The organism is Corallococcus sp. CA041A, assembly GCF_003612075.1.
In the GTDB taxonomy this organism is placed as follows: domain Bacteria; phylum Myxococcota; class Myxococcia; order Myxococcales; family Myxococcaceae; genus Corallococcus; species Corallococcus exiguus.
This window is the reverse complement of the sequence record NZ_RAWF01000015.1, coordinates 17374-40851: the sequence shown is the minus strand read 5'-3', so window position 1 is coordinate 40851 and position 23478 is coordinate 17374. Positions and strand designations below refer to the sequence as shown.

Genomic DNA, 23478 nt, shown 5'->3' with positions numbered 1-23478 from the left:
AATGGTTGAACACCTCCCAGCGTCCGGCGCTTCCAATTGGCCGGAGTTCCGGATCGGAGAACTTGGCCAAGTCGAGGCTGGCCGACAGCGGAACCCAAACGCTCCTGGTACGCCGAGGCCGTATCTCCGGGTCGCTAACGTCTACGACGGTCGCCTCGACCTCTCGGATGTTCTGGAGATGCCCTTCACTGACAATGAGTTTGAACGTTTCAGGCTGCACCCGGGAGACATTCTCCTGAACGAGGGTCAAAGCCTCCAGCTTGTGGGGCGCTGTTCACTCTATCGAGGAGAGCCGGTCAGCGTAGCGTTCCAAAACAGCCTCATTAGGTTCCGCGCCGGTCCAAACGTCGAGACCGAGTTCGCGTTCCAGCTCTTTCGTCACCTCCAGTACAGCGGCGTTTTCTCCAGTGTCGCCACGCAGACCACGTCGATTGCGCACCTAGGCGTTTCTCGGTTCGCATCGATTCCAGTACGGATCCCGCCCCTCCCCGAGCAGCGGAAGATCGCCGCCATTCTCTCCTCGGTGGACGAGACTATCGTGAAGACCGAGGCCGTCATCGCCCAGCTTGAGGTCGTCAAGAAGGCTCTGATTGAACGGCTGCTCGCTCGTGGGATGCCAGGGCGCCACGTCAGCTTCAAGCAGACGGAGGCCGGGGCGCTGCCATCCTCTTGGCACATCGTTCGACTCTCCGAGGTTGCAGAAGTCCGTACTGGCCTTTCAAAGAACTCGAAGAGGGCGCTCGCCACGACCGTGGAGCTTCCTTACCTGCGCGTTGCGAACGTGCAGGACGGCCACCTCGATCTAGATGAGGTCAAGACCATTGCCGTCGAGGCATCGCAGGTGGAGCGATTCCTACTGCACAGGGGCGACGTGCTCTTTTGCGAAGGTGGCGACGCGGACAAGGTTGGGCGCGGCACGGTCTGGAGAGGGGAGCTGCCGCTTTGCCTGCACCAAAACCACGTGTTCGCGGTCCGACCCACGGATGCCGTGCTCCCCGAGTTCTTGTCCATCTATCGTGGAAGTTCTCGGGGCAAGGCGTACTTCCTTGACGCGGCCAAGCAGACAACGAATCTCGCGTCGATCAACAGTACACAGCTTCGGGCACTGCCGCTGCCGCTGCCGCCTATAGAAGAACAGCAGGAAATCGTCGCGATTGTAGTGGCCACCGCCGACCGCATCTCCATCCAGAGGCGCTCGCTCAAGAGCCTGCAATCCATCAAGACGGCCCTGCTCGACGCCCTTCTCTCCGGCCGCATTCGAATGAACCCTGTCGCGCAGGAGGCGGCGTGATGCCACCGCCCCGAGACTGGAACGAGGAACACCAGTCCGAGGTACCAGCCGTGGTGCTGCTGGACAAGCTCGGGTACAGGTACGTCGCCGCCGAGATCCTCGATGCCGAACGCGACAGCCTCCGGGAGCCGGTACTCACGAAGCGGCTGGGGGCAGCACTCATCAAGCTGAATCCCTGGCTGACGCCGGAGAACGTCCAGAAGGCGATCAGGGCTGTTACCCACGTGGCGGCGGCGAGCCTGATCGAGGCCAACGAGAAGGTGTACGTGGCCCTCACCCATGGCGTCAGCCTTGTCCAGGATGGCGAAGGCGGCGCCAAGGGCCAGACCGCTCGGTTCATCGACTTCGAGCGCCCCGAGCAGAACGAGTTCCTGGTCACGCGCCAGTACCGGGTGCTCGGCGCCAAGAAGCAGGTCCGCGCCGACGTGGTGCTGTTCGTCAACGGCATCCCGCTGGCGATGATCGAGTCGAAGAGCCCAACCCTCGGCGGGAAGTGGCTCGACGAGGCCGTGCGGCAGGTCTTGCGGTACCAGGAGATCGGCGACGAGTACCGGGACCTCGGCGCCCCAAAGCTCTTCGAGACCGTCCAGTTGGTCATCGGGCTCTGCGGACAGAGCGCCTACTACGGCACCGTCGCGACACCACAGCGGTTCTGGGCCGAGTGGAAGGAGCCCTACCCGGCCACGGCCGAGGCATTGGAGAAGCGCCTTGGCCGGAAGCCCAGCGCTCAGGATGTGCTGGTCTTCGGACTTCTCGAACCCCGGAACCTCCTCGACCTGACCCGGAACTTCGTGGTCTTCGAGGCCGAGCGTGGCCGCACCATCCGCAAGGTCTGCCGGTACAAGCAGTTCTCGGCCGTGAACCGGGCCCTGAATCGCGTCCACGCGGCGAAGAGGCCCGAGGAGCGCGGCGGCGTCATCTGGCACACGCAGGGCTCCGGCAAGTCCCTGACCATGCTCTGGCTGGCGCTGAAGCTGCGCCGCGACCCACGACTCCAGAACCCGGCCATCGTCATCGTCACGGACCGGACCGACCTCGACCGGCAGATCAGCGACACCTTCATCCGCTGCGGCTTCCCGAACCCGGAGCGGGCACGAAGCGTCCAGGACCTCCGGGACTTACTCTTGAATCCCACCGGCAAGACCGTCACGACCACCATCCAGAAGTTCCAGGAGCTGACGGGCGCCGGTGGCAACAGCGCCAGGCGGGCGCAGCGGGAATCGCACCCGGTCCTGTCCGAGGCCGAGCACATCTTCGTCCTCGTCGATGAGGCCCATCGGACCCAGTACAGCAGCCTAGCCGCGAACATGCGCCGGGCCCTGCCTCGGGCCTGCTTTCTGGGCTTCACCGGAACCCCCATCGACAAGCAGGACCGGAGCACGCTCCAGACCTTCGGCCCGTACATCGACACGTACACCATCGAGCAGGCCGTCGGGGACGATGCGACAGTCCCCATCTTCTACGAGAGCCGGCTCCCGGAACTGCGGATCATCGGCAACAGCCTCGACAAGGTGTTCGACCACGTATTTGCGGACCGGACAGTCGAGGAGCGCGAGGCCATCAAGCAGAAGTACGCCACCGAGGAGGCCATCGCCGCCGCCCCGAAGCGGATCGAGGCCATCTGCCTGGACCTGTTCGACCACTTCACGAAGTTCATCCGCCCGAACGGCTTCAAGGCCCAGGTCGTGGCTGTGAATCGGGAGACGGCGGTCACCTACAAGGAGACCTTCGACCGGCTCAACGGCCCCGAGGCTGCCGTCATCATGACCGTGGGCCACAACGACGGTGCCCGCTTCCAGAACTTCAAGACTTCGAAGCAGCAGCAGGCGGAGCTGATCCGGCGCTTTCTCGACCCGAACGACCCGCTGGCGATGCTCGTCGTCTGCGACATGCTTCTGACGGGGTTCGATGCGCCCATTGAGCAGGTCATGTACTTGGACTCGCCGTTGAAGGAGCACACCCTCCTCCAGGCCATCGCCCGCGTGAACCGCAAGGCCGATAGGAAGACCTACGGCTTGGTCGTGGACTACTGGGGCGTGTCCGATGCCCTCCAGGAGGCGCTGGCGATCTTCTCGCCGTCGGACGTGAAGGGGGCCATGCAACCGAAGGTGGATGAGCTACCGCGCCTCCAGACCCGTCACCAGGCTGCACTTCGGTTCTTCGCGAGGGTGAAGAACAGGGACGACCTCGACGAGTGTGTGGCCGTCCTTGAGCCCGAGGACGTGCGCGCCGAATTCGACCAGGCGTTCCGGGTCTTCAGCCAGTCCCTGGACATGCTCCTGCCGGACCCACGGGCACTCCCCTATGTCGATGACCTGCGCTGGCTCGGGAAGATTCGGGGTGCTGCCCGGGCGCGGTACCGGGACCCTGGCCTCGACATCTCGGATGCTGGCGCCAAGGTGAGGAAGCTCATCGAGGACGTGGTGGTGGCCGAGGGCATCCAGTTGCTGGTGAAGGAGGTCTCCATCTTCTCGAAGGACTTCGAGGAGAAGATCGCGGCATTGAAGTCTCCGGAGGCGAAGGCCAGCGAGATGGAGCACGCTATCCGGCACGAGATCCACGTGAAGTTGGAAGAGAACCCGGCCTTCTACAGGTCGCTGCGCGAGCGCTTGGAGGAGCTCATCGAGGAGCGAAAGCAGGAGCGCATCGACGCTGCTCGGCAGCTCCAGCTCTTCCAGAGCCTCATCAAGGAGGTTCGCGACGAAGCTGGTGCGGCGCAGCGGGTGGGCCTCAACGAGTTCGCCTACGCGATCTACGGCGTCCTCAACGAGGGCCACGTTCCGATGGTCGCCGAACCACAAGCTCCCTACGGTGAAGAAGCTGGCCGGGAACTGGCGACCCTCATCCAGGAGGCAATCGAGCCCGAGACGCAGATCATCGATTGGACCCGCAAGGATGACGTTCAGCGGCAGATGCGCCAGAAGGTGAAGCGGCATCTTCGCGCCGCGAACTACGAGTCGGAGAAGGTCGAGGCGCTTGCCGGGAAGATCGTGGACCTCGCGAAGGTGAGGAAGGGCAAGTGAGCGCCGCCCGAGAACAGTCCGCGGTTCAGTTCGGTCGAACCCGGATCAGCTACGACATCCGCCGCAGCAGCCGCAGAAGCACGGTGGCGGTTACGGTCTCACCTCCAGGCGTTGTTGTGCTGACCGCTCCGCAGAGCACTCCCGTGGAGCGACTGGATCGCGTGGTCCACGAGAAAGCTCGCTGGATCGTGTCGCGCCTCCGCCTAGTCCGCCCTGGCGAGCCGGCACTCCCGACGCGGGAGTTCGTGACCGGCGAGACCTTCCTCTATCTCGGCCGACAATACCGCCTCCTGGTCCGCTCTGGTTCTCCCGCCGTCCGGCTGGAGCATGGCCGGTTCGTCGTCACCTCTTCGCGCTCTGCCGCGCATGACCGGCGTGCCGAGATTCGAGACCTCCTACTCCATTGGTACCGGCGCTATGCGGTCGAGCGGCTACAAGAGCTGGTGGGCCGTTGGGCCCCGAGGGTCGGCGTGGATAGCCCGAAGGTGCTGGTCCGAGAACAGGAGCGTCGCTGGGGGAGCTGTGGTGCGGGCGTCGTCCGGTTCAACTGGCGTGTCATCCAGGCGCCGATGCGGCTCGTCGAGTACGTGGTCGTTCACGAACTCGTTCACCTTCTCCACGGCGACCACGGGCGTGCATTCTGGGCGGCGCTAGGGCAATCGCTTCCCGATTACGAGCAGCGGCGCGAAGCTCTTCGGCATGCCGGGCCGCGACTTCAGTGGTGAAGACGAATCCATTTCCGGCGTGGAGGAGGTCTCTTCCCACGCTGGGACGATGATTGCCTGTTATCTGGCCAGCTCTTCGAGGGGTGCCCCCGGACCATCTGGAGTGGTGGAGGCGCCCCGTCAAGTCTGACAGGCTGACAGGGCATGGAGGGGCGAGGGCCTCGCCGATATAGCGCAGCAGCAGCCCTATCTAGTGAATGAGGCAGTAGGCGCTTATGCCACAAACATCGCAGCGAGGATGGGCCAGACAACATGGCGAATTCCGTCGCGGTGATCGGTCTCGCTCGGTTGCCGGAGTTCGAGCGAACGCTGAGACTCGATGCCCTTGACGGAACCCAGCAGAGACGCGTCGATGACGGGCTCCTTAACCGCGACCGCGTCACGGAGTTTCCTCAGGAGATCCGCTAGCTCTGTCGGAGGGAGCTGCTGAGTACCATCTGGACGGATGAGGCTTCCCTCCAACTCAAGCCGGTGCTCCACCCATGTACCCTGCTGCTGCCGTAGCGACTGCCTCGCCAAAACCACGAGCCCCAAGGCTCCTGTGCTGGTGGGCTGGGGTCGGCCTGCGGGCCATCGCAACACCGCGGCGCCACTCGGGCGCTCGGGAAAAGCGAGGCGCCGGAGCACGGCGGAGACCTCAGGACTGTTGAGGCCGATGGCGTCGGCAGTAGCGCCGCGCGCACCGGTGACGGGCATACCTGAGTAGTCGCCGCAAGCACGGGGGCGGCCGGCTACCTCAAAGACCGTCGCAACTTCGGAAGCATCGATAACTTCTTCCTCGCTTGTGCGGAAGCGGAGCACCTCGAAGTCGAGGAGTGGGCGGGCCTGTAGCTCCTCGGTGAGTAGCGATTCGAGATCGCTCCAGCGCGCCTGACCTGGATCGAGCGCCCTGACCTTGCGCTGGTTGCCCGCGTACTCGTCATGGAACTTGCGCCACTGCTCGAATCCCTCGGTGACGAGCTTGTTGATCCGATCGGTTTCGCTCGGGTCGAGTGGCCCTAGGGGGCGCTCTCCCATCACATCCTGGAGTTCTTCCGGTGGGACGAGCGCCATCACCCGGGAATAGAGTTCCTCGAAGCGCTCGGGGGCCACGACCGTGCGGGCGATGCTGTGCAGCTTCTCCCGCGCGACCCGGTAAGTATCCACCTCGCGGCTGTCCTTCACCACCAGCGTATCAACGAGGATGGTGCGCCTGGACTTGAAGCGGTGGACGCGACCGACCCGCTGCTCCAGTTCCATTGGATTCCAGGGGACATCCACATGGACGAGGCGCCTCGCCACTTGCAGGTTGAGACCCTCGCCACCTGCCCGGGACGAGACCAAGAACTGGGGACCGTCAGACCGCCAGAAGGCGTCGATCTGGTCGGTACGCATCTGCTCACTCTGAGCACCGATGATCTTCGCTGGACGCCTGCCCGTCCTCCGCTCGATGTAACCACACAGCGCCGTGACGGTCTCGATGGGCTGGGCGAAGAGGACCACCTTCTCCTCACCGAGATCGTGGAGGACCTGCTCGAAGAGGATGTCCCACTTCTTGTTGGGATCTCGCTCAAGGAGCGCGGAGCCTTCCTCAAGAAGGTGCGACAGTTTGTCGAGTTGCACCACGGCAGGGTGCTCGGGATCGAGGTCTTCGAGATCCTCCAGTGAGGACGTCTGCTCCTGTCGAACGATGTCGTGCTGCATCCGCTCGAAAAGGCGTACGACAGGCTCGTCGGGTTGCCCATCCCGATAGGGCCGGAGCAGCGCCAGGGCACGCTGAAGCCCGCGCAGCTTCAGGTTCGCGCCGGCGCGGAGTGCTTGGCGCACCAGAAACCCGAGGCCCGCCTGCACGCTCGAGGTGGCCCACTGAAGGGCAAGCCCACAGCGCCAGGTCGCGGCCCGCCGCCGGGCGTCCCCCGGCCGTTCATTGCGCTCCGGTTCAAAGAAGTCATGGATGTTCTCAAGCCAGCGCCGGTGCTCCGCGCCGAGATCCACGGCAACAGGTTCCCGAACCCGGCGTAGCGGAAACAGCGGCCGCTCATCCCAGTCCCTGACATCCTCCTTGGTGCGGTAGATAACCCGGCCGCGCACGGCTTCGTCCGATTCTCCTGGCCTCTTGAGGAGCCGGAGGATGTTCTCGAAACGGGCGGCGTGTCCTTGGTGCGGCGTGCCCGTAAGGAGGAAGAGTCTGCCTTCCGGACCAAGATGACTCACGATCTCCTGCACGAGCTTGTACTTGCGAACGGGACTGCCGCCACCTTCCGCCCAATCCGAGAGGTGGTGAGCCTCGTCGACGATGAGGACATCCCATTCGGTTCGGGACACCTTGTCGACGTGGCTGGGGTGGACGGCCCGGTGGATGCTCGCCACCACACAAGCATCCCCGTTCTTCCCACCTAGCCGCGCGTCCCCCTCCTCTCCTGAGACCCACGCGCGGAAGGGAAGCTCAAGCCGCCGAAACTCGCGCATCACGTTGCCAACGAGCCGGGCCGGTGCCAGGTAGAGGATCCGCAGCGTCGGCTGCTGCTCGAGGAGCTCGCCGATGATGAGCGCCGCCTCGATCGTCTTGCCGAGGCCAACCTCGTCGGCGATCAGGACACGCCTCAGGTTCGCATGGTCGAGCACGTGCCGCACCAGACTGGCTTGGTGGGCCAGAGTTACTACTGGGCGGACGTCGAGCCTCCGCTGGGGATCTTCGGCGAGAAGGAACCATGCGAAGGCCGCAGACACTGACCTGCGACTCCGAGCGAGCCAACTGTCCCCTGCCTCAGGCGGGAGTGCGAGCAGTTCGGCCGGGGTCGGTACGGCGGTGACTCGGCGAGCGTCAACGCTTGAGGTGAGAAGCGGGACGTTCGTTCCTTCGGCGCCCCAGAACCGCCCTGGAGCACGGGCGAGGTCGAGAGCACGGATTCCGAAGTCGTTTAGTTCACGGAGCATTGCCACCAGCCCCGTGTCGCGGCGGTAGAGGCGGCTCATGCGGCACCTCTTGGACAGGCAGCGAGGAGCGTGCGGCCACGGGCGAGGACGTTCTTGCGCCGTTGGGCGTCGCTTCGGCGGACGTGCTCCTCGTGCGAGTCGACCAGGGTGCTCACAGCCATTTGGATGGGGTTGGAACGCTGGCGGAAGACAGAGCGGATGTCGTCGCGCACCTTGTCGTAGTTACGAAGGAGAACCTCCTTGGCCTTCGGCCTGGCCGCATCCACCACCGAGGGTCCGAGATTGTCGTCCAGGAATTCGATCATCCGGCTGAGCACGCCGGCACCTTCAGCTTCCCCGCTCTTCACAAAGGCTTGGCAGTGGCTGCGAACCGCCTTTTCCACCTGCTTATAGAGCTCAAGCTTGACGGTCTCCTTGAGTTCATCGATGGCCTCCCTCCCTACCTGACCGAGATCGGCAGTACTCGCCTTGAGGTCTTCGTGGAGGGCTTCAACCATCCGCGGCTTCACCCGGGCACCCTGGCTACGAGCCCATCCAACGATCGGCTCCACAAGCTGAACGTGATCCTCTCCCATCAGCCTTGTCCGCCGACGGAGTTCGACGAGCAGCTTCTTCGACCACACCACAGCCAATGGCTCTTCAAACTCGAGGGTGAGTTCCACCGGAAGTTCGACCTTCCTCGCGCCGTGAAAGGTCCCTCCCCTGCGAATTGCCGCCTGCAGGGTTCTCCAGTTGAAGCTCCTGTATTTTCGCAACCGCGCGCGGATCGCCTTTTCCGCCTCCAGGGAGGCGCGCTCAAGCTCGGCCTCGATCAGGGAGGGCATGGTCTCGCTGAGGAAATTGCGAAAGGCTCCCTCTCGGTTGGCGAGCTCGGTTCGCAGGCCTCTGGAAAACTCCTCTAACTCTTGCTTGAGGCGCTGCGCCTCCTCCTCAGCGCGATTGTCCTCATCCCACTTCGCGACGACCACCTCCACAGCAGTACGTGCCTGAGTGCTCCACAGCTCCTTCTGGGTGGCAATCCGAGCCTCAAGATCAGAGAGGCGGGAAGTCGCCATTGAGCGGAGGCTCTCCTGAAAGGCAGGCACGCCGGACTCCTCGATTCGCTTGAGCCGCCTTGGAGCATCTTCGTCGCTGAGAAGGAGCGCGCGGTACTCGGTGGCAGAGAGCGGGTGCACAGAGAGACCGGCCACCACCCGATTCACCACTTCGTCGCGAGCCTCCCGGGTGGCCGACGCCCCGTCCTCCACGAAAGAGACCAATTGGGTCTCCACCTGGTTGCGCATAACGTCGATGGCACGACGGCATACGTCCTCAAAGTAATGCACGAAGGGTTGGACGCTTTCGGGCTCCAAATCCTTTATCCGCTGCCGCTCCTCCAACGCAGGCTGATCGAGCTTGGTTGCCACTACGACAAGCCGAGCGGGATCCGGATTGTCAGGCGAGTCGTGGAGGAGGCTGTTGAGGAACGTGGTCTCCTTGAGGAGGTCCGCGCTAGCCTTGGTGAAACCCGCGCGGTCCACAACCAGCACGACAGCCCGCGCCTTACGGATCCACTCGGCGGTGACCTCCTGGTACTCATCGTTGGCGACTCCGACGCCGGGCAGGTCTACGAGGACAAGGCCGCTCTTGAGGATCGAGCTGTTATAGCCAACCTCCAGCTCCCGGATCACCGGGGCCAGGGAACCGGCTGCATGCTCGTGAAGTTCTTTGTAGAAAGCGGTCTCGGCACCCGAGGTGAGTTCAACCCGGCGGGTCCGATCCGGGCTGGAGAGGACCTCTGAGAGACGCTCGATGCGCCGGAGATCGTCGGGCGAGATGGTGGCCTTCCATTTCGGCTCCGATCCCAGCGCCCGGCGAAGTCCGTCCATAAGGTAAGGCATGTCCTGGGTCTTGAACTGGTCGCCTCGGATGAGGAGCGCGGCGAGCTGGGTGTAGGCAGTTCGCTTCTCGGAGCGGGAGTCTGCGGATTTCGAGGCATCCTCCCCGGCGTCCTCGGTGGCCGTAGCTCCATCCGAAGTGAAGGCCCGTTCCAGGGCGAAGAGCACCTGGTTGACCTTGTCTCCTCCGTGATAGCGCGCCTCAAAGTACGGCTTTTCCGCGAAGGAGATCCGCGTCGCGAGCGCGGTCAGGGGGCCCACCCCGCCAGCAGGAAGGAGAGAGCGGGTTCCGCCCACGACCGCATTGAGAAGCGTGCTCTTGCCCACGCCTGCGCCCCCAAGAAAACATACTGGGAGGGGGTCCTTCCGCAGCGCCTCGATGGCCTCGATCCGCTTGAGACCAGCGTCGAGTAGTTCGACCCGGTCCGGCGCGTGCTCCACCAGGAACTCCCGCAGCCCCTCCTTGCCGTCGAACCAGCCTCGTAACGCCTCAAGCGTCGTCTTCGCCATGTGACCCCCTCGCACTCGCATTCCGTGCGTCCAGAAGGCCTTACTTTAATCGACAACCACGAGCACATGGGAGCGAAGAGGGGCCTACCTACTGGTGGTGGTGATGACCCAGGTGTCACCAGCAGGCGGGCTCCGAGACGTCAACATCCACCGGAGAGGAGCGTCCCGCTTGGCTCAGCAAGATATGCTCTGGCACTTACCCGAGCTCATGAACTCTATGGCAGCATTGCGACAACTCAGAGGAGCGATGGGAGCTGCTGGAGGGAAGGGACATCCTCGCGCTCCGGTTAGAGTCCGAGCGGTGTGGATTCCCCCCTCTCCCGAAAGTTCGAAGATGGGCCTGAGCCAAGAGGTTCTATCGCGGCTGACAGTTATAGCCCCGGGCCTCGGAGAGTATGCGTCGCGCTAGCGCCCCGGCATTAAAGCTCAAGGGCTCTTCGAAGAGTACCGGCTGGCCGCGCTCACTAGGGACACTGAGCCCGAAGACAGGTTTCTTCGTGTTTTTGGAGCGCCAAAAGCCGAGCCAGTACCGGGGCCTGGCGTCGTCGCCAAGCCAGAAGCAGAACCCGTAGTATGGCTCTTCACCCTTGGGTGTACGTGCCCATCCATCACTGGCACGGTACTCCGTGGGAGCCTCCTCGTTCAGGTGCTGATGAACGGTGCTCAGGAAACGGTACATCAGACCCCAGCGACGCTCCTCTCGCTCCCCGACGAAGCTGTTGAGGTCTTGCTCCAATTCGCTCCCCGAGATCTCCTCAAGTCTCCAGGTGGAACTGGCGCTCACTTCAGCCAGTAGTCGCTTCAGACAAGGATCCAGTGCCGCGTCTGCAAGCTCTTTCCAGGTTAGAACGGGTACACCATCTGGCAGCTCGCGTCCTTCTTTGCTCGGCAGGACAAGCAGGTCGACCTCTCGACGCTTGAGCGCCTCCTCCTGGCGTCTGGTAAAGCCAGCTAACAACTTCAACTCAAGGCGCGCCGTTCGGTGCTTCCAGGCCACGCAAACGTCGGCGCGCCATCCACCCTCCGTCACCTCCTCCTCTGTGACACCGGGAACCTCCTCACGAGGGAGGTTCTCTCCCAACTGCTCGATCATCAAAGCTCGGACAGCGGGCTCCGTCTCCACAGCTCTCATGAGGATGCCCTGGGCCAGCCACTCGGGCCGGTGCCGTGCCATCGCCTCGAACATGCTTGCCATGACTCTCCACCTGTAGTCCCCATTTGGGCGCGCTGGGTCAGGGACTTCTCTTGTCACCTACCGCGATCCTTCTGCCGGTATCAGCGTACTGCCGACTTTGAGCGTCTGGGGCGCAGCCCCTTGGGGCTGCAGGCCGGACGCGAAACCTTCGAGCGCACTGGTGCAACCGGTGGCGAATCCTTCCGGAGTGAGGCCTTCGTACACACGGGTGCTCCCGGTTGCACGGATGCGGCCTGCACCCGCTCCGGTAACACGGGTTCGAATCCCGTCGGGGACACTGGAGCAGCCCCGTAGGTTCCCTGGAAACACAGGGTGCCTACGGGGCTGACCCGTTTCTGGAGTCCCGCAGGCACACGGCCTTCGACCGGGCTTGCGAGCCACGCTCACGCGGGGCCGTCCCCGCACAGTGGAATGGCCCGGCGAACGCGTGGTGCCTATCCGTCCAGCCCCGCGCCCAGCGCCCACAGCAGCCGCGCGAGGAACTCGTCCGCCCGGTCCGGACGCATGTCGATCTGATGCTTCGAGTGCGCGGCGTCGTTGCGCAGTTGGCGCAACTCATCCAGGACCGTGAGCGCCGTGGGCTCAAGGGTGATGCTGCGGCCAAGCAGTGCCGCCAAGGCGTTTCGCTCGGAGGACTCTCCGAGGAACAGGGGCAGCAACCAGAGGGAAATTGAACCGCCGGCGCCCTGCGGCCTGCCAAGCACCTCCGGGAGGGCCTTCAGGTTCTTCAGAGCACTGAGCAGATACGGTTGCGAGGGCCTCAGCGCATCCACGAGCCCCACGTGGGAGAGTGCCCCCACATAGGCGGACTTGCTCGACCATTTCTCCTGCTGCTCGGCCCGAGACTCCTCCTTCGAGGCCCGCCACCGCTGCGCCCAGCGCTTCAGCGCGGGCAACGACTGGTCCGCCAGGAACCGCGCCAGCCGCTCGATGGCGTGACCGAAAGCGTCGACGGACTGGCGCATGAACGTGGGGTTCTGCTTCCACAAGAGGAACCAGCGATGCGCGTCTCGCAGCGACTCCGCCAGCTCCGGTTCCCCCCACCCCTGGAAGAAATCCCCGGTGTGCGGGAGCTTTTCCCTCCAGCCCGCGCGGTGCCGCTCGATGAGCGCCTCGAGCGCGGCCATGTCCTTGAGCTTCGCGAGTTGGAGCACGATCGAGTGGTCGACCCGCAATTCGCGCTGGAGCACCTCGATCCGCTGCCAGGTGCCCGGCAGGGACTGACGAATCCACGTCTCCAGCTGCGAGGAAACAGGACGCTCGCTCTCGAGCGTCGGGACCCACTGGGGTTCGTGGAAGACGAGCGTGGCACGGCCTGTCAGACCTGGAACGACCTCAAGCAGCGCCCAGCAGGTCTTCACCCGCTCCACGGGAGCTGACTTCCCACTCTTCGCATCCCAATCCATGCGCAGCGCGGTCACTCGCGGCTCACGCTCCGAGTTCGTCACGGCGCCCCCCTCGCGGTGCGAAGAGGTCACGACCGCCGACATGCCCATGCGGACGGCTCGCCGTATCAATTCGGGCAGACGCTCGGGCAGCTCGGGCCGCACGTGTTCCTCCAGCGACAGCTCCGGATGCCCCCCGGCCTGTCGTTGCGGCACTCGGGCCACGTCGCCGAGAACGAGCTCCGGAATCACGTCCTCCCGGTGGGGAGACAAGGCCACCCAGCCCACCTGCGGATCATCCAGCCCGTCGTTCGCCTCCGGAGGAGCCAGCCAGCGGGAGATCGGCCCCCCCTGCTCGTGCACCCGCCCCATCGCCTGGAGGCCTCGAAGGGCCGAAGCCACCATGTCCACGGACACGTCTCCGAGGATTTCAGCCAGCTCCGCCTCGGTCCGTTCCCTCAGCCCCACGAGTTGGAGGACCGCCGATTCGAGGCGATCGAGCGACCGGGGTCGCGCGAACCGTGCCACGACACGAATCCAACGGGAGGGCAGTTCGATCCAGACGCGGCGGGTCTGGTACTGGCTCAGCGGATCCATGCGAGCACCTCCGAAGCAGGGATGATGGGCCTGGAGGACTGCCTGGCGCCCGCGTCCGCGATCAGGCCAAAGACCTTGCGCCATGGCGCGTTCACGCGCCCACGCTGCTCCGCCGCGAGGGTCTCCGAGTCTCCGACGATGATGACCTGGGATTGAGCGCGTGAGATCGCCACGTTCGCCGAGCTCTCGTCCCGGAGGAACCCGATCTTCATGTGTCGCGTGCTCCGCGTGGTCGCGATGATGACCAGGGGGAACTCACGCCCCTGGGCACTGTGGACCGTGATGAGGTCGACGGCCTCTCTCAGCCACGAAGGCAGCCTCGCGAGGCGCTCTTCGAAGCGCTGGCGCTGCTGCGTGTAGAACGCAAGCACCGCGATGGGCGGCGCACCGTGTTTCGCGCGCAGGGCGTCGAGCCGCTCCCGGGGGATGGCCTCCAGGAGCTTAAAGATGACGTCCTCTTCGTACGCGTTGGATTCAAGGCAGTCCTCGTCCTTGCCAGGCCGGTCCCTCGTGTCCACCCACATGACAGGCCGGTTGTCGAAGAGCCCGAGCGTCAGCTTGCGCTGCTCGGCCAACACTCCCTCCCAGTAATGCCGGAGCTCGACCTCGGGCTCATAGAAGGCCATCGACACCAGACGCCCGATGTCCTCGTGCATGCGGAACTGCTTGTCGAGCGCGACGAAATTCTCCCCGGGGAGCCGCTCATGCAGCCAGGCGAACAGAGACGACTTCATGTCGACACGCGATTGGAGCTCGCCATCGAGTCCTCGCCAGAGCTGCTCCTCGACGTGCGGAGGAAGCTGCCGGTGGTCTCCCACGAGGATGACATGACGGCCCAACGACATGGGAATCAGCACGTCGATTCCGGCGCGCGCGGCCTCATCCACGATGACGACATCGAAGAAGTCATCCTCCTCGTCCGTCGCATCCGCGGCGATCTGGCAGGTCGCGGCGGAAATCGGCGCGTGTTTGGACTGGAGCTCGTGGAACAGACCCGGCTCTTCGCTCAGGGCGCGAATCCACTGGTCGAGCACGACCTCCTCGGTCCGGTTCAATTGCTCGAGTTGCGCGCCCACCAGCCGGAGCGCCTCATCACACCAGGCGAGACAGTCGCGCTCGACGGAGCGCAACGCCTCCGCGTGCGCCGTGGGTGGACCCTCCGCCGGCGGGAGCGACTCGGGAGGCACGGCCGTCTCCTGGAGCAGTCTGGCCACGCGCATGTGCAGCGACACGCTCCAACCACAGCCCTCCCTCACCACCTGCTCGATGCGGGGCCGCAGCGCGAGCCAGGCATCGGCCTGAACCAGGAGCTCCTCGGGCAGGCGCTCCTGCCTGCTCACAGCGGCGTCCCGTGCCGCATCAAGCGCCGACAGCAGCGGGAGCAGGGGCGCCGGGTCCTCGCCCGGCGCCGGAATCGGCCCCTCGTACAACCGCTGGAGCGCGGCAGTGACCCCGGCGCCACCTGCCACCTGCATCGGCGTGGAGCCCTCCGCGTCTCGGAGCGCGTCCAGACGCCGCGACAACGTCTGGATCTCCCGTTGATGGGACACCGTCAGATGACGCTCGAGTGCGGCATCCATCAACTCCTCGAATCGGGGCCTTGCCTCCTCCATCCCAGCATCCACGAGCGCTCGCCGAGCCATGAGGAGCTTTTCCCGCAGATCCCCCTGTGCGCGAATGCGCTGGAAGGTGTTACTGCCCTCGATTCGCGCCCGGGCCTTCCGCGCGATCTCCTGGCCCCTCAGCGCGCTCTTCTCCTTCAACGAGTCCTGCTCCTGCCGCTCCGCCGTCAGCACCCGGATCACCATGCCCTCCAGGCGGCTGAACGCGTTCTTCACGGCCTCGTTGTGCGCCCCGGCGATCAGGATCCGGAAGGGCCCCGAGGCCTCTTCCCGCCGCCCTCCGTAGCGGGCCCGAAGGTGATGGACGATCTCCACCAGCACCTCTGTCTTGCCGGTGCCCGGTGGCCCCTGGATCAACAACACATCGGGCAGCCGGGTGGCCTTCGCGATCGCCTCGACCTGCTTCGGCTCCAGCGACTTCTTGCCGCTCTGACGGAGGAAGGTCTCCAGCTTCGCGGTGACGCGCTGGACCCTGGATGGGTCCAGCAGGTACTCCAGGAGCCGGGGATTGGCGAACCTTCCCGTCTGGAGGCGGGCGAGGACCTTCGCACGGCGCTTGCGGGCAGCCGCGGATCCCTTGTTCTCGCGGGCCAGGATACGGCCGATACCCGGTGGACGATCCGCCTCCGACTCGAAGCTCAGACGCGCGAGGAGGCGCCCCTCCTCCTTGCGTTCGATGAAGCGCTCGAGAAGCGCTGGCCTCGGCGATTCATTCCCCGCCATGGCCGAGACCTGGACGGCGATGTTGAGCCTGCCGCCAAGGCGCATGCCGTCGCCGAGCCACTGCTCGACATCCGTTGCGTTGACGATCGCCACATCGAAACCCTGCGAGTCCGAGGCCTCCATCTCGTTGAACTCGAGCGGGTGCGCATGGCGGCGATCGAAAAGCACCTGGTCGCGCTCGCGCTCAAGGCCTTCGTACTGCAGCCATGCCCGCAGGAGCTCCTGCGTCGGGGGCACGAGCGTGGTCAGGTCCGTGCACGGAGCAGCTGACTCGGAGAAGGTGAACACCGGCTCACGCTGTAGCGATATCAACCGCCCGGTCCTTAGCTCGGCGGTCCCCTTGGGGTCCTGGATGCTCTCCACGACCAAGCACTGCTGCCCGGGGACCCCTTCGATGCGCGCACGCAGGCGGCGCCGGTCATCGAGGATGAGATCCAGCCGCGGCGCGCCTGACGCAGGCTCGATGGACAGCAGAGGGGCCTCCACCACCAGGACGGGCCTGCCACCACACTCGAAGGTCAGCGCCGTCCGGATGCCTGCAAGACGCTGCTGGCGCTCCGGTTCCGACACGCCTGGCCACAGCGCCTCCGGGAAGACGATGCCCACGGAGCCCTCGATGGAGGCCTGGAGGGAGGTCTGGACCAGCTCCAGCTCACCGGTCCACCGGTCGTTCCGCTCCGCGTCCTGCTCGAGCCGGATGCGGAAGGCCACGGGGGGACTGGCCTGCCCGAGTGCCTGCCTCACTTCGCGCGCCAAGGCGGGGTTCGGGAACGAGAGCGGCACCCCCTTCCCTTCCACCTGGAAGGTGAGCTGGGGCCCATCGGAGACCTGGCCCCAGCGGTGAAACCTGCTCTGGCCCGCTTCCGGAAGCGCACTCGCCGGACACCGGACCGGCCACGCGCGGGTAAAGCCGATGTTCCAGTACAGGAAGTTCCGATGGGTGCTCATGCTCAATCCTCCAGGGCCCTGACGAGTGCAAGCCGTTGTCCACGAAGCGCGCTGCACACCACCTCGGTGAGCGTCTCGCCTTCTCCCAGCTTCAGCCGTGGCCGCATCGGCTTCCCCGCGTGCTCGAGCGCCGCGGCAGCCCTTTCGGCAATCACCGCCAGGCGCGTGGCCTCCACGGTCCCAGCGACCAGCCGCGGCTCCTTCACGCCAGGACGCAACCGCAAGAGTCCCAGCAGTACGGCCAGCGCCTCCGCGCAGAGGTCCGGACCCACACGCTCGGCGTGCCATTCCGTGGCGATCCGGCTCAATAGCTTTTCGCAGTCCTCCGCCAGCCGCGAGACACCTTGCGCGGACAACTCCTGCACCGCCGAAGGCGTCGACCAGAAGCCCGTGGAGAGAGCCCAGAGCGGCAGCTTGAGCGCCTGGGGCCGTGCCCCCTCACGCGGCGCTAGCTGCTCCACGAGCCAGTGCAGCGCCTCGGAGACGGCGCGCCTGTCTCCCGAGGTGAGCTGCCGGCCGATGGCCTCCAGGAGAAGCTGGGAGCCAGGCTCCTGGCGTGCGCGCTCCAGAAGGCTGGGGAGCAATGAAGTGGGTGCATCCCCACGAAGCGCCGAGAGCGCCGAGAGCGCCGAGAGGCGGAGCTTGTCCAGTTCCCCCTGGACAAGCGGATTCGACCACAGCGAGGGCTTCGTCAATGGCGGGCTCTTCCGGGCGCCGCGCGAGGTTTCATCCGGCAGCCCCGCGAACTCCAGGAGCAAGGGGAGCAGCTCATCCAGGGCGGAGCGGACGTGCGCAGGCGGTCCCGGAATGCGCGCGCTGGGCCACAGGTCCTTGATGCCCAGCGCCTCCGCCGAGCCCTCACGAACCAGACTCCTCACCGACGCCACGAACGCCTTTTTCTTTTCGGGGTTCTTCACGTCGACAATCACATTCCCCCGGAAGACCTCGCTGCTCCATTTGCGCAGGTCACGCGCGCCCTGGATGAGCAGGTTCGGATCGGAAGAGGGCGCATCCCACCGAAGTCCCTCCGGGGCCGCCGGCGGCTCGTTATGGATTTCCCCCCGGGCATCGGGCGCGCCTGGCTCCCAGCGGAACTCGAGCGCGGTGAAGGGAGCGGGCTCGATCGGGAGGACATGAACGCGGAAGGAATCCTCCGCGTAGTGGAAATCTACCTCCAGCCGGACCTTCACGTCCTGCGTCAACGGGAAGCACTCGTGCTCGAGGGTGGCGATGAACCCCGCGGTGGCCTTGTCCGCGCTGCGCTCCCGCGATAGCGGAAAGGCAATGCGGCGCTCGTTCCGTGGAAGCACGAGCACTTGGGCAATGGACCGCTGGACGCGCTCGCCTGGCCGGACCGGGCGGGCTCCATCCAGCAGTTCGAGCCACTGGGGGCCGCGCTCGGTGCGGATCTCCAACCGGAGGGGAGGAAGCGTGTCGCTCCAGGTGGGCTCACCGCGGCCACGACGCAGCAGCGCTTCCTGGGCCCCCCGCGCGAGGGCCTCCGCCCCACCATCGAGGACCTCAAGCTGGCTCGGGCCGAAGCAGCGCTCCATCTCGGAGCGGATCCCTTCCTCGAGGAAGGGCTGTCCGAAGGGTTCCCCCGCGAGGAGAATCACCAGGGGCCGGCCATTCACCTGGGCACGGAGACGCGCCGCGCCACCGCTGACCTCCATCGCGGTCAGCCAGCTCCGGAAGGCCGCCAACCATCCGGCCCCGGCCGCGGCAGGCTCCACATGGTGGCGCTCGACTCGCAGCCATCGGCTCCCGTCCTCCTGAAGCGGGATGAGCACCGGCCGCGCCGCCGCGTTGTCCACGAACTCCGCCAACAGTCCTCCCGAGGCCAGGCGCGTGGCGGCCTTCTGGAGAAGGGGCTCCTCCAGTGCATGCGCCGAGGCACGCTCGACCGCCGCACGGGCCACGGCCAACGACCAGGCCGAAACGGACGCCGCGGACGCCTCCGCCACGGGAGCAAGCGGAAGCGAGCGCCGCCAGACGAAGGGGTCTCCCGCCGCCGCGTGCTCCTCGTCGCGCAGCAGTTCCAGGTACGACACCGTGAGGCCGGGAGCCAGGGTGCTCAGGACGAGCACCGGCCGCGGGCCCGGAGTGACCGGAGTGCCCTGCCGGCGCCGCCACTCGAGCGCCGCCGCGACCGAGGAGGGCACGAAGAGCGCATTCGACTGGCGTGCGGGAAGCGCCTCGCGCAGCAGGCTCGCTCCCAGCTCATCCGTCCCATCCGGAACGGCCAGCGCAAGCGAGCCCCCCGCGGTGGGACCGGCTCCGGCCTCGAGGGCCATGCGGAAGAGGGCGGACATCATCTTCCTGCCCTCCTCGAACAGGTCGGGAGCGGTTCCAGCGCCAGTAAAGCGGGCGAGCACCTCGGAAACACCGAGGCTCGGGGTGCTCCCCAGCAGAGACAGCCCCTCCCGTCCCACGAACCATCTGCCCTCCGGAGTCGCGCGGCCCAGGAGCGGTAGGTCTCTCCGCGCGGAGTCCTCCAGGGAGGACGCAACGCGAAGCCTGGGCGTGGAGAGGTCCCACCCCACGCACCGGCCCCTCGTTCCCTCCGCCGGGCCCTCCTCCGGCAACAGGAGAAACGCGGCCGCCTCCGGCTCGGGCCCCAGCCACCGATCCACCAGCGCCTGGGCGACGTCCCGAAATCCTTCGGCGTCCGCGAGGAAGCCCAGCGACTCCTCTCCCCCATCGGTCTGGAGATGGACGCGCGCGGGGGCTCCCCGTCCAGGGAGCAGGGCTCCGGTCTCGTCGAGCGTGGCGGAGAGCAGGAAGGTCCGGGCCTCGACCTGAGTCAGGACGGGAGCCCCAGACAGCAGGCGCTGCTCGACGCACCAGCCGGACGGGTCGAGAGCCTGGAACACGAAGAGTCCCACCCGCTCCACGGAGGAAGCAGCCACCAGCGGCGTCTTCGAAATGATCAGCCCGAAGTCCGCGCCAGCCCGCCCCTCCAGTTCGATCCGCGCGAGCCCGTTCTCGAGGATGGCGTCCCTGCGTCCGGCCAGGGTCGCGAGCACGGTAGCGCCCAGCGCGGCCGTGAGCCGCGGATCCGCTCGCGCCCAGGCCTGCGCGGTGAGCGTGTCCCGTGAGCCAAGCCAACGAAAAGCTCGCCACGCACGCGAGTAGTCCGGATCCCCGAGCAACACGTTGTTGGGCTCCGGGCGGAGGGTCGGCGCTACACCCGCCATCGGCGAGGACCCCAATTCCTGGAGGACCAGCTGGCGCATCCGCTGCAACCCCTGACAAAGGGCGGTCGCCTGGGAGTCGAACTCTCCCTGGCGGCACGCGTCGAGCCGCTGCCGGACGAGCCGCGCGAGCGCGACGAGGACCCTGAGCACGAGGCGATTCTCGGGGGTGTCGTGGTTGCGCTCGCGGACGACACCCAGAACCTGACGGGCGGACGCGCTCTTCTCGTGCGGGGTGACCCCTGGCTGGCGCGCCAGCCAGGTGAGGCACTTCACGTCCTGCTCGCGGACCTTCTCCGGCTGCAGGCGCACACGCACCCTCTGGGGACGCCAGCGGGGCAAGGCCACGATCCGCTCCAGCGGCTCCACTGCAAGCTCGACACAGCGTGCGAATCCGTCGCGGGGCAGCGGCCAGCGCCCACTCCCGACGGCTTCACGGATGCGGAGGAGCGTCCCGGCGAGCGGAGTGGAGAGCGGCAGCCCTGTGGCTGCATCCAATTCAGCCGCGGCGGCAATCAGATGCTCGGCCAGGATGAGCGTGGCCCACCGGGCCCCCGCCGCATCCTGCCCGCCCCTCCTCACCTCTGAGGCGCGCCGCTCCAATTCATCCCGCTCGGGATGGATGGCGCACGGCCACGCGGCGGCATTGCTCACGCCTCGCCCTCCCCCTCCAGGTACGTGGCGCTCGACCAGATGAACGCGCCCTGCGAGCGCTCCCTGGACCGCTCGAAGTCTCGCCGCAGGGCGGGAGCGTGGGCCTCGAGCACCCTGGAGATCGAATCGAGGCATTCGCCTCCCGCTTGGCTGTCCAGTTCGATGCCCCGAAGCTTCGGCATGATCTTCTGGGCGAGCTGATCTTCCAGGGCCGTCTTCCACACCCGCTCGTCAATCAGCGCCCCCGGGTAATTAGCCACATAGCCCTCGACGGCCTGGAGCACGCGATGGCCGATGGCCCGGTTCACGTAAGCGAGCGCATCATTCAACTGTTCCAGCGCCCCCCCGATGGCCTCCCGTGCCTTGCCTGGGAGTGCTCCGGGTTCCTGGATCCAACCACTCCAGGTGGCGTGGCGCAGCACCTGGGCACGCGGGGTGAACGTCTGCAGGGAGTCGCGCCGCCTCAGTTGTCGGGGCCGCGGGAAGGAGAGCACGTTGCCGCGGTCGAGCACCATGTCCGATAGGCTGTAGGTGCTCTCGTCCTCGTTCATGGTGCCGACGAAGAGCACGTTCTCCCCGAGCCGGATCCGCAGGGGCTCCACGCCCGCGCCAAGGTCCACCTGCACGCTTCGCTCGTCATCCGAGCCCGCCCCGCGACGGGACTCGAGCCGGCTCAGCAGCTCGCTGAAGTACAGCTCGAACCGGGCGCGGTTCATCTCGTCCAGCAGCACGAGGAGCAGTCCGTCGGCGAAGCCCTCTTCGTCCGGCGGCTGCTGGCTCTGGTACAGCGCGCGCACGAGGTCCGTGGCCCGGAAGCGGCCATCCATGTAGTTGAAGAAGCCGAAGAGGTCCTGCGGGCTGTCCCAGTTCGGCTGGACGGGCACGGACAGGAACCGGAGCCCGCCGCAGTGTGCATAGAGCCGGGGGAGCTCGGACTTGCCAGTGCCGCTCACCCCGGCGAGCGCGGTTAGCGGCGCCCACGAGGCGATCTTCAGCGAGGTATGGAAGGCCTTCATGAGACGGCGGGGAAACCGGAAGCCGGTCTTCTCGATGCGGTCCGTCACGTCATCCAGCCAGCGCTGCTCCTCGCGCACCTCCAATGCCCCGCGCCGGAGGGGAGCCTCCCAGTGCTTCTTGATGGGCTTGAGCCGCTCGTCCAGGTTGGTCGTCCGATCCTCAAGCCGCGTGCGCCGCTCGATGAGTGCGTCGAGCTCCGCCTTCTCGCGCTGGCGGTGTTCCGAGAAGCCCCGCTCCGCGATCTCGTTTTCCACTTCCAGGGCCGCCTTCCTGGCGCGAAGCGCCTCCAGCTCGGGCTTCAATTCCGCGAGGTGGCGCTGGGCCTCATGTGCACGCCTTTCCAGCGCCGCCGTCGCCTCGCGCGTCCGCTCGGCCTGTGCCTCCAGCCCCGCCTTCTCACCGAGGAACTTCACGCGCTCCGTCGTGGCGGCGCCAAGCCTGGACTCGAGCAGCGTCTTCTCTTGCTCCAGACCTGCCACCTGACCATTGGCGGTCTTCAGATCCTGTTCAAGCCGTGACAGCCGCTGGGCATTCTCCGCTGCCACCCGCCTACGGACCGACTCCTCGGTGTTCTGCTCGACGAGATCAAGGTCTTGCTTGCGCTTCTGCAGCCAGGCGGTGAGCTGTTCCCGCTCGGTGAGCCGCGTCGCGAATGCTTTCTGTTCGTCCTCGTCCAGGCGCCGCTGCCTCGAATCCAGTTCCGCCTTCTTCGTCTGAAGGCTCTCCAACTGATTGCGCCAGTGCTCGCGCTCGGTCTCGATGCTGGCCTCGAGTTCCTGGACGCGCCGTTCTTTGTCGGCGAGTCCCGCTCGCAGCGCCATCAAGGTTTTCACTTGCTCATACACGGTCCGACCCTGCTCCGCGATCCGCTTGTCCTTGTTGTTGCTGGCCTGCTCCAGCCGGCCGTTCTTGAACTGGATTTCGTCCTTTTCCTGGCGGAGTTGCTCAAGCTGCCTGATCAGCTCATCGTTCTGGGTGCGCAGCTTCGCGTCCGAGTGGAGGATCTGCTGGTTCCGCTCGTATGCCATGCGGACCAGCTCCATTTCGTCGAGCTGCTTCCGCAATGCGTCTCGCTCGACCTGGACCTGATAGGCATTCTCGAACTGGGCTGCCCGCGCGTCCAAGGCCTTGCGCCGGACCTCCAATTCCTCCTGTGAAATGTGGCCCTGGCTTGACTGAAGCCGCTTCAGTTCGAGGCTCAGCTCCTCTCGCTCCTTCTTGAGGACCACGCGCTCGTTCTCGAGTTCCTGGACCTGCTCGCGCAGTGCGCGAATGCGCTGGATCAGTTCCTCGATGGTTCCGGGCTTGTAGTCACGGACGAGCTTGCGCCGCTCCTCCATGGTGAACTGAAGGTCATCCGCCTGTTCGCGCAGCTCCTGGAGGCTCTTTTCCACCCGGCTGGTCACCCGCGCGAGATCCGCCTGAAGCTCTTCGTGCGACCGCTGGAGCTTCTTGCGGGCGTCCTCGCGCTCAACCTCAATCTGCTGCCGCGCCACCGCCTGGAAGCTGGCCACCGCCCCCTCGAGGGTGGTCCGGAACACCTCACCTTGGGCCGCGAGGGAGAACTCCTTCGCGATCTCGTCGAGCCGGACCTGGAATTGCTGCTCGGAAGAGCGGGCTCCGCTCGTCCGCTCCTCAAGCGCGAGCTTCATGGACTCGACCTGCCCCCGGAGCGCCTCCAATCCTTTCTCCGACGCGCGCGCGACATCATCGATCAACTTGTGCAGGTCGGCGCCCTTCACGGAAGCCGCCTCGTCGCGTGTCTCGGAACCCTTCTCAGCAGTCATCCGCATCCCCCCGG

Annotated in this window: 10 protein-coding genes; 3 read left to right on the top strand and 7 right to left on the bottom strand. The window is 65.9% G+C overall.

Annotation, left to right across the window (positions count from 1 at the left end; all coding sequences use genetic code 11):
- Position 1 precedes the first annotated feature (1 nt).
- From D7V77_RS04940 to D7V77_RS04930, 3 genes are read left to right on the top strand one after another with little or no spacing between them, the layout of a single operon-like run.
- A complete protein-coding gene (locus D7V77_RS04940; protein ID WP_158624334.1) occupies positions 2-1291 on the top strand; it encodes a restriction endonuclease subunit S in 1290 nt (429 codons plus the stop codon).
- Positions 1291-4314, top strand: coding sequence for a type I restriction endonuclease subunit R (locus tag D7V77_RS04935; protein ID WP_120575114.1), 3024 nt, complete (start codon positions 1291-1293; stop codon positions 4312-4314). Before D7V77_RS04940 ends, D7V77_RS04935 begins: the two co-directional genes overlap by 1 nt.
- Positions 4311-5039 carry a M48 family metallopeptidase gene (locus D7V77_RS04930; RefSeq protein WP_120575113.1) on the top strand — a complete coding sequence of 243 codons (729 nt, stop codon included), beginning with the start codon at positions 4311-4313 and terminating at the stop codon, positions 5037-5039. Before D7V77_RS04935 ends, D7V77_RS04930 begins: the two co-directional genes overlap by 4 nt.
- Positions 5040-5252: 213 nt before the next feature.
- On the opposite strand, the gene D7V77_RS04925 is transcribed toward D7V77_RS04930, so the two are convergent.
- The 7 genes from D7V77_RS04925 to D7V77_RS04895 all read right to left on the bottom strand — a co-directional run bounded on the left by D7V77_RS04925 (position 5253) and on the right by D7V77_RS04895 (position 23464).
- On the bottom strand, positions 5253-7994 hold the full coding sequence (locus D7V77_RS04925) for a DEAD/DEAH box helicase (protein WP_120575112.1): 2742 nt from the start codon (positions 7992-7994) through the stop codon (positions 5253-5255).
- Positions 7991-10342, bottom strand: a complete 2352-nt coding sequence (locus tag D7V77_RS04920; protein ID WP_158624333.1) for a dynamin family protein — start codon at positions 10340-10342, stop codon at positions 7991-7993. The genes D7V77_RS04925 and D7V77_RS04920 overlap by 4 nt, the downstream gene beginning before the upstream one ends.
- A gap of 355 nt (positions 10343-10697) precedes the next feature.
- On the bottom strand, positions 10698-11537 hold the full coding sequence (locus D7V77_RS04915) for a hypothetical protein (RefSeq protein ID WP_120575110.1): 840 nt from the start codon (positions 11535-11537) through the stop codon (positions 10698-10700).
- Positions 11538-11971: 434 nt separating this feature from the next.
- Complete coding sequence (locus D7V77_RS04910) at positions 11972-13519, bottom strand: hypothetical protein (RefSeq protein WP_120575109.1); 1548 nt, start codon at positions 13517-13519, stop codon at positions 11972-11974.
- The gene (locus D7V77_RS04905) at positions 13507-16812 is read right to left on the bottom strand and encodes a DEAD/DEAH box helicase (protein ID WP_158624332.1); all 3306 of its coding nucleotides are present in this window, start codon (positions 16810-16812) and stop codon (positions 13507-13509) included. The genes D7V77_RS04910 and D7V77_RS04905 overlap by 13 nt, the downstream gene beginning before the upstream one ends.
- A gap of 2 nt (positions 16813-16814) precedes the next feature.
- Complete coding sequence (locus D7V77_RS04900; RefSeq protein ID WP_158624331.1) at positions 16815-20660, bottom strand: DUF2357 domain-containing protein; 3846 nt, start codon at positions 20658-20660, stop codon at positions 16815-16817.
- Positions 20657-23464, bottom strand: a complete 2808-nt coding sequence (locus D7V77_RS04895) for an AAA family ATPase (protein ID WP_158624330.1) — start codon at positions 23462-23464, stop codon at positions 20657-20659. The genes D7V77_RS04900 and D7V77_RS04895 overlap by 4 nt, the downstream gene beginning before the upstream one ends.
- Between the last annotated feature and the right edge of the window lie 14 nt (positions 23465-23478).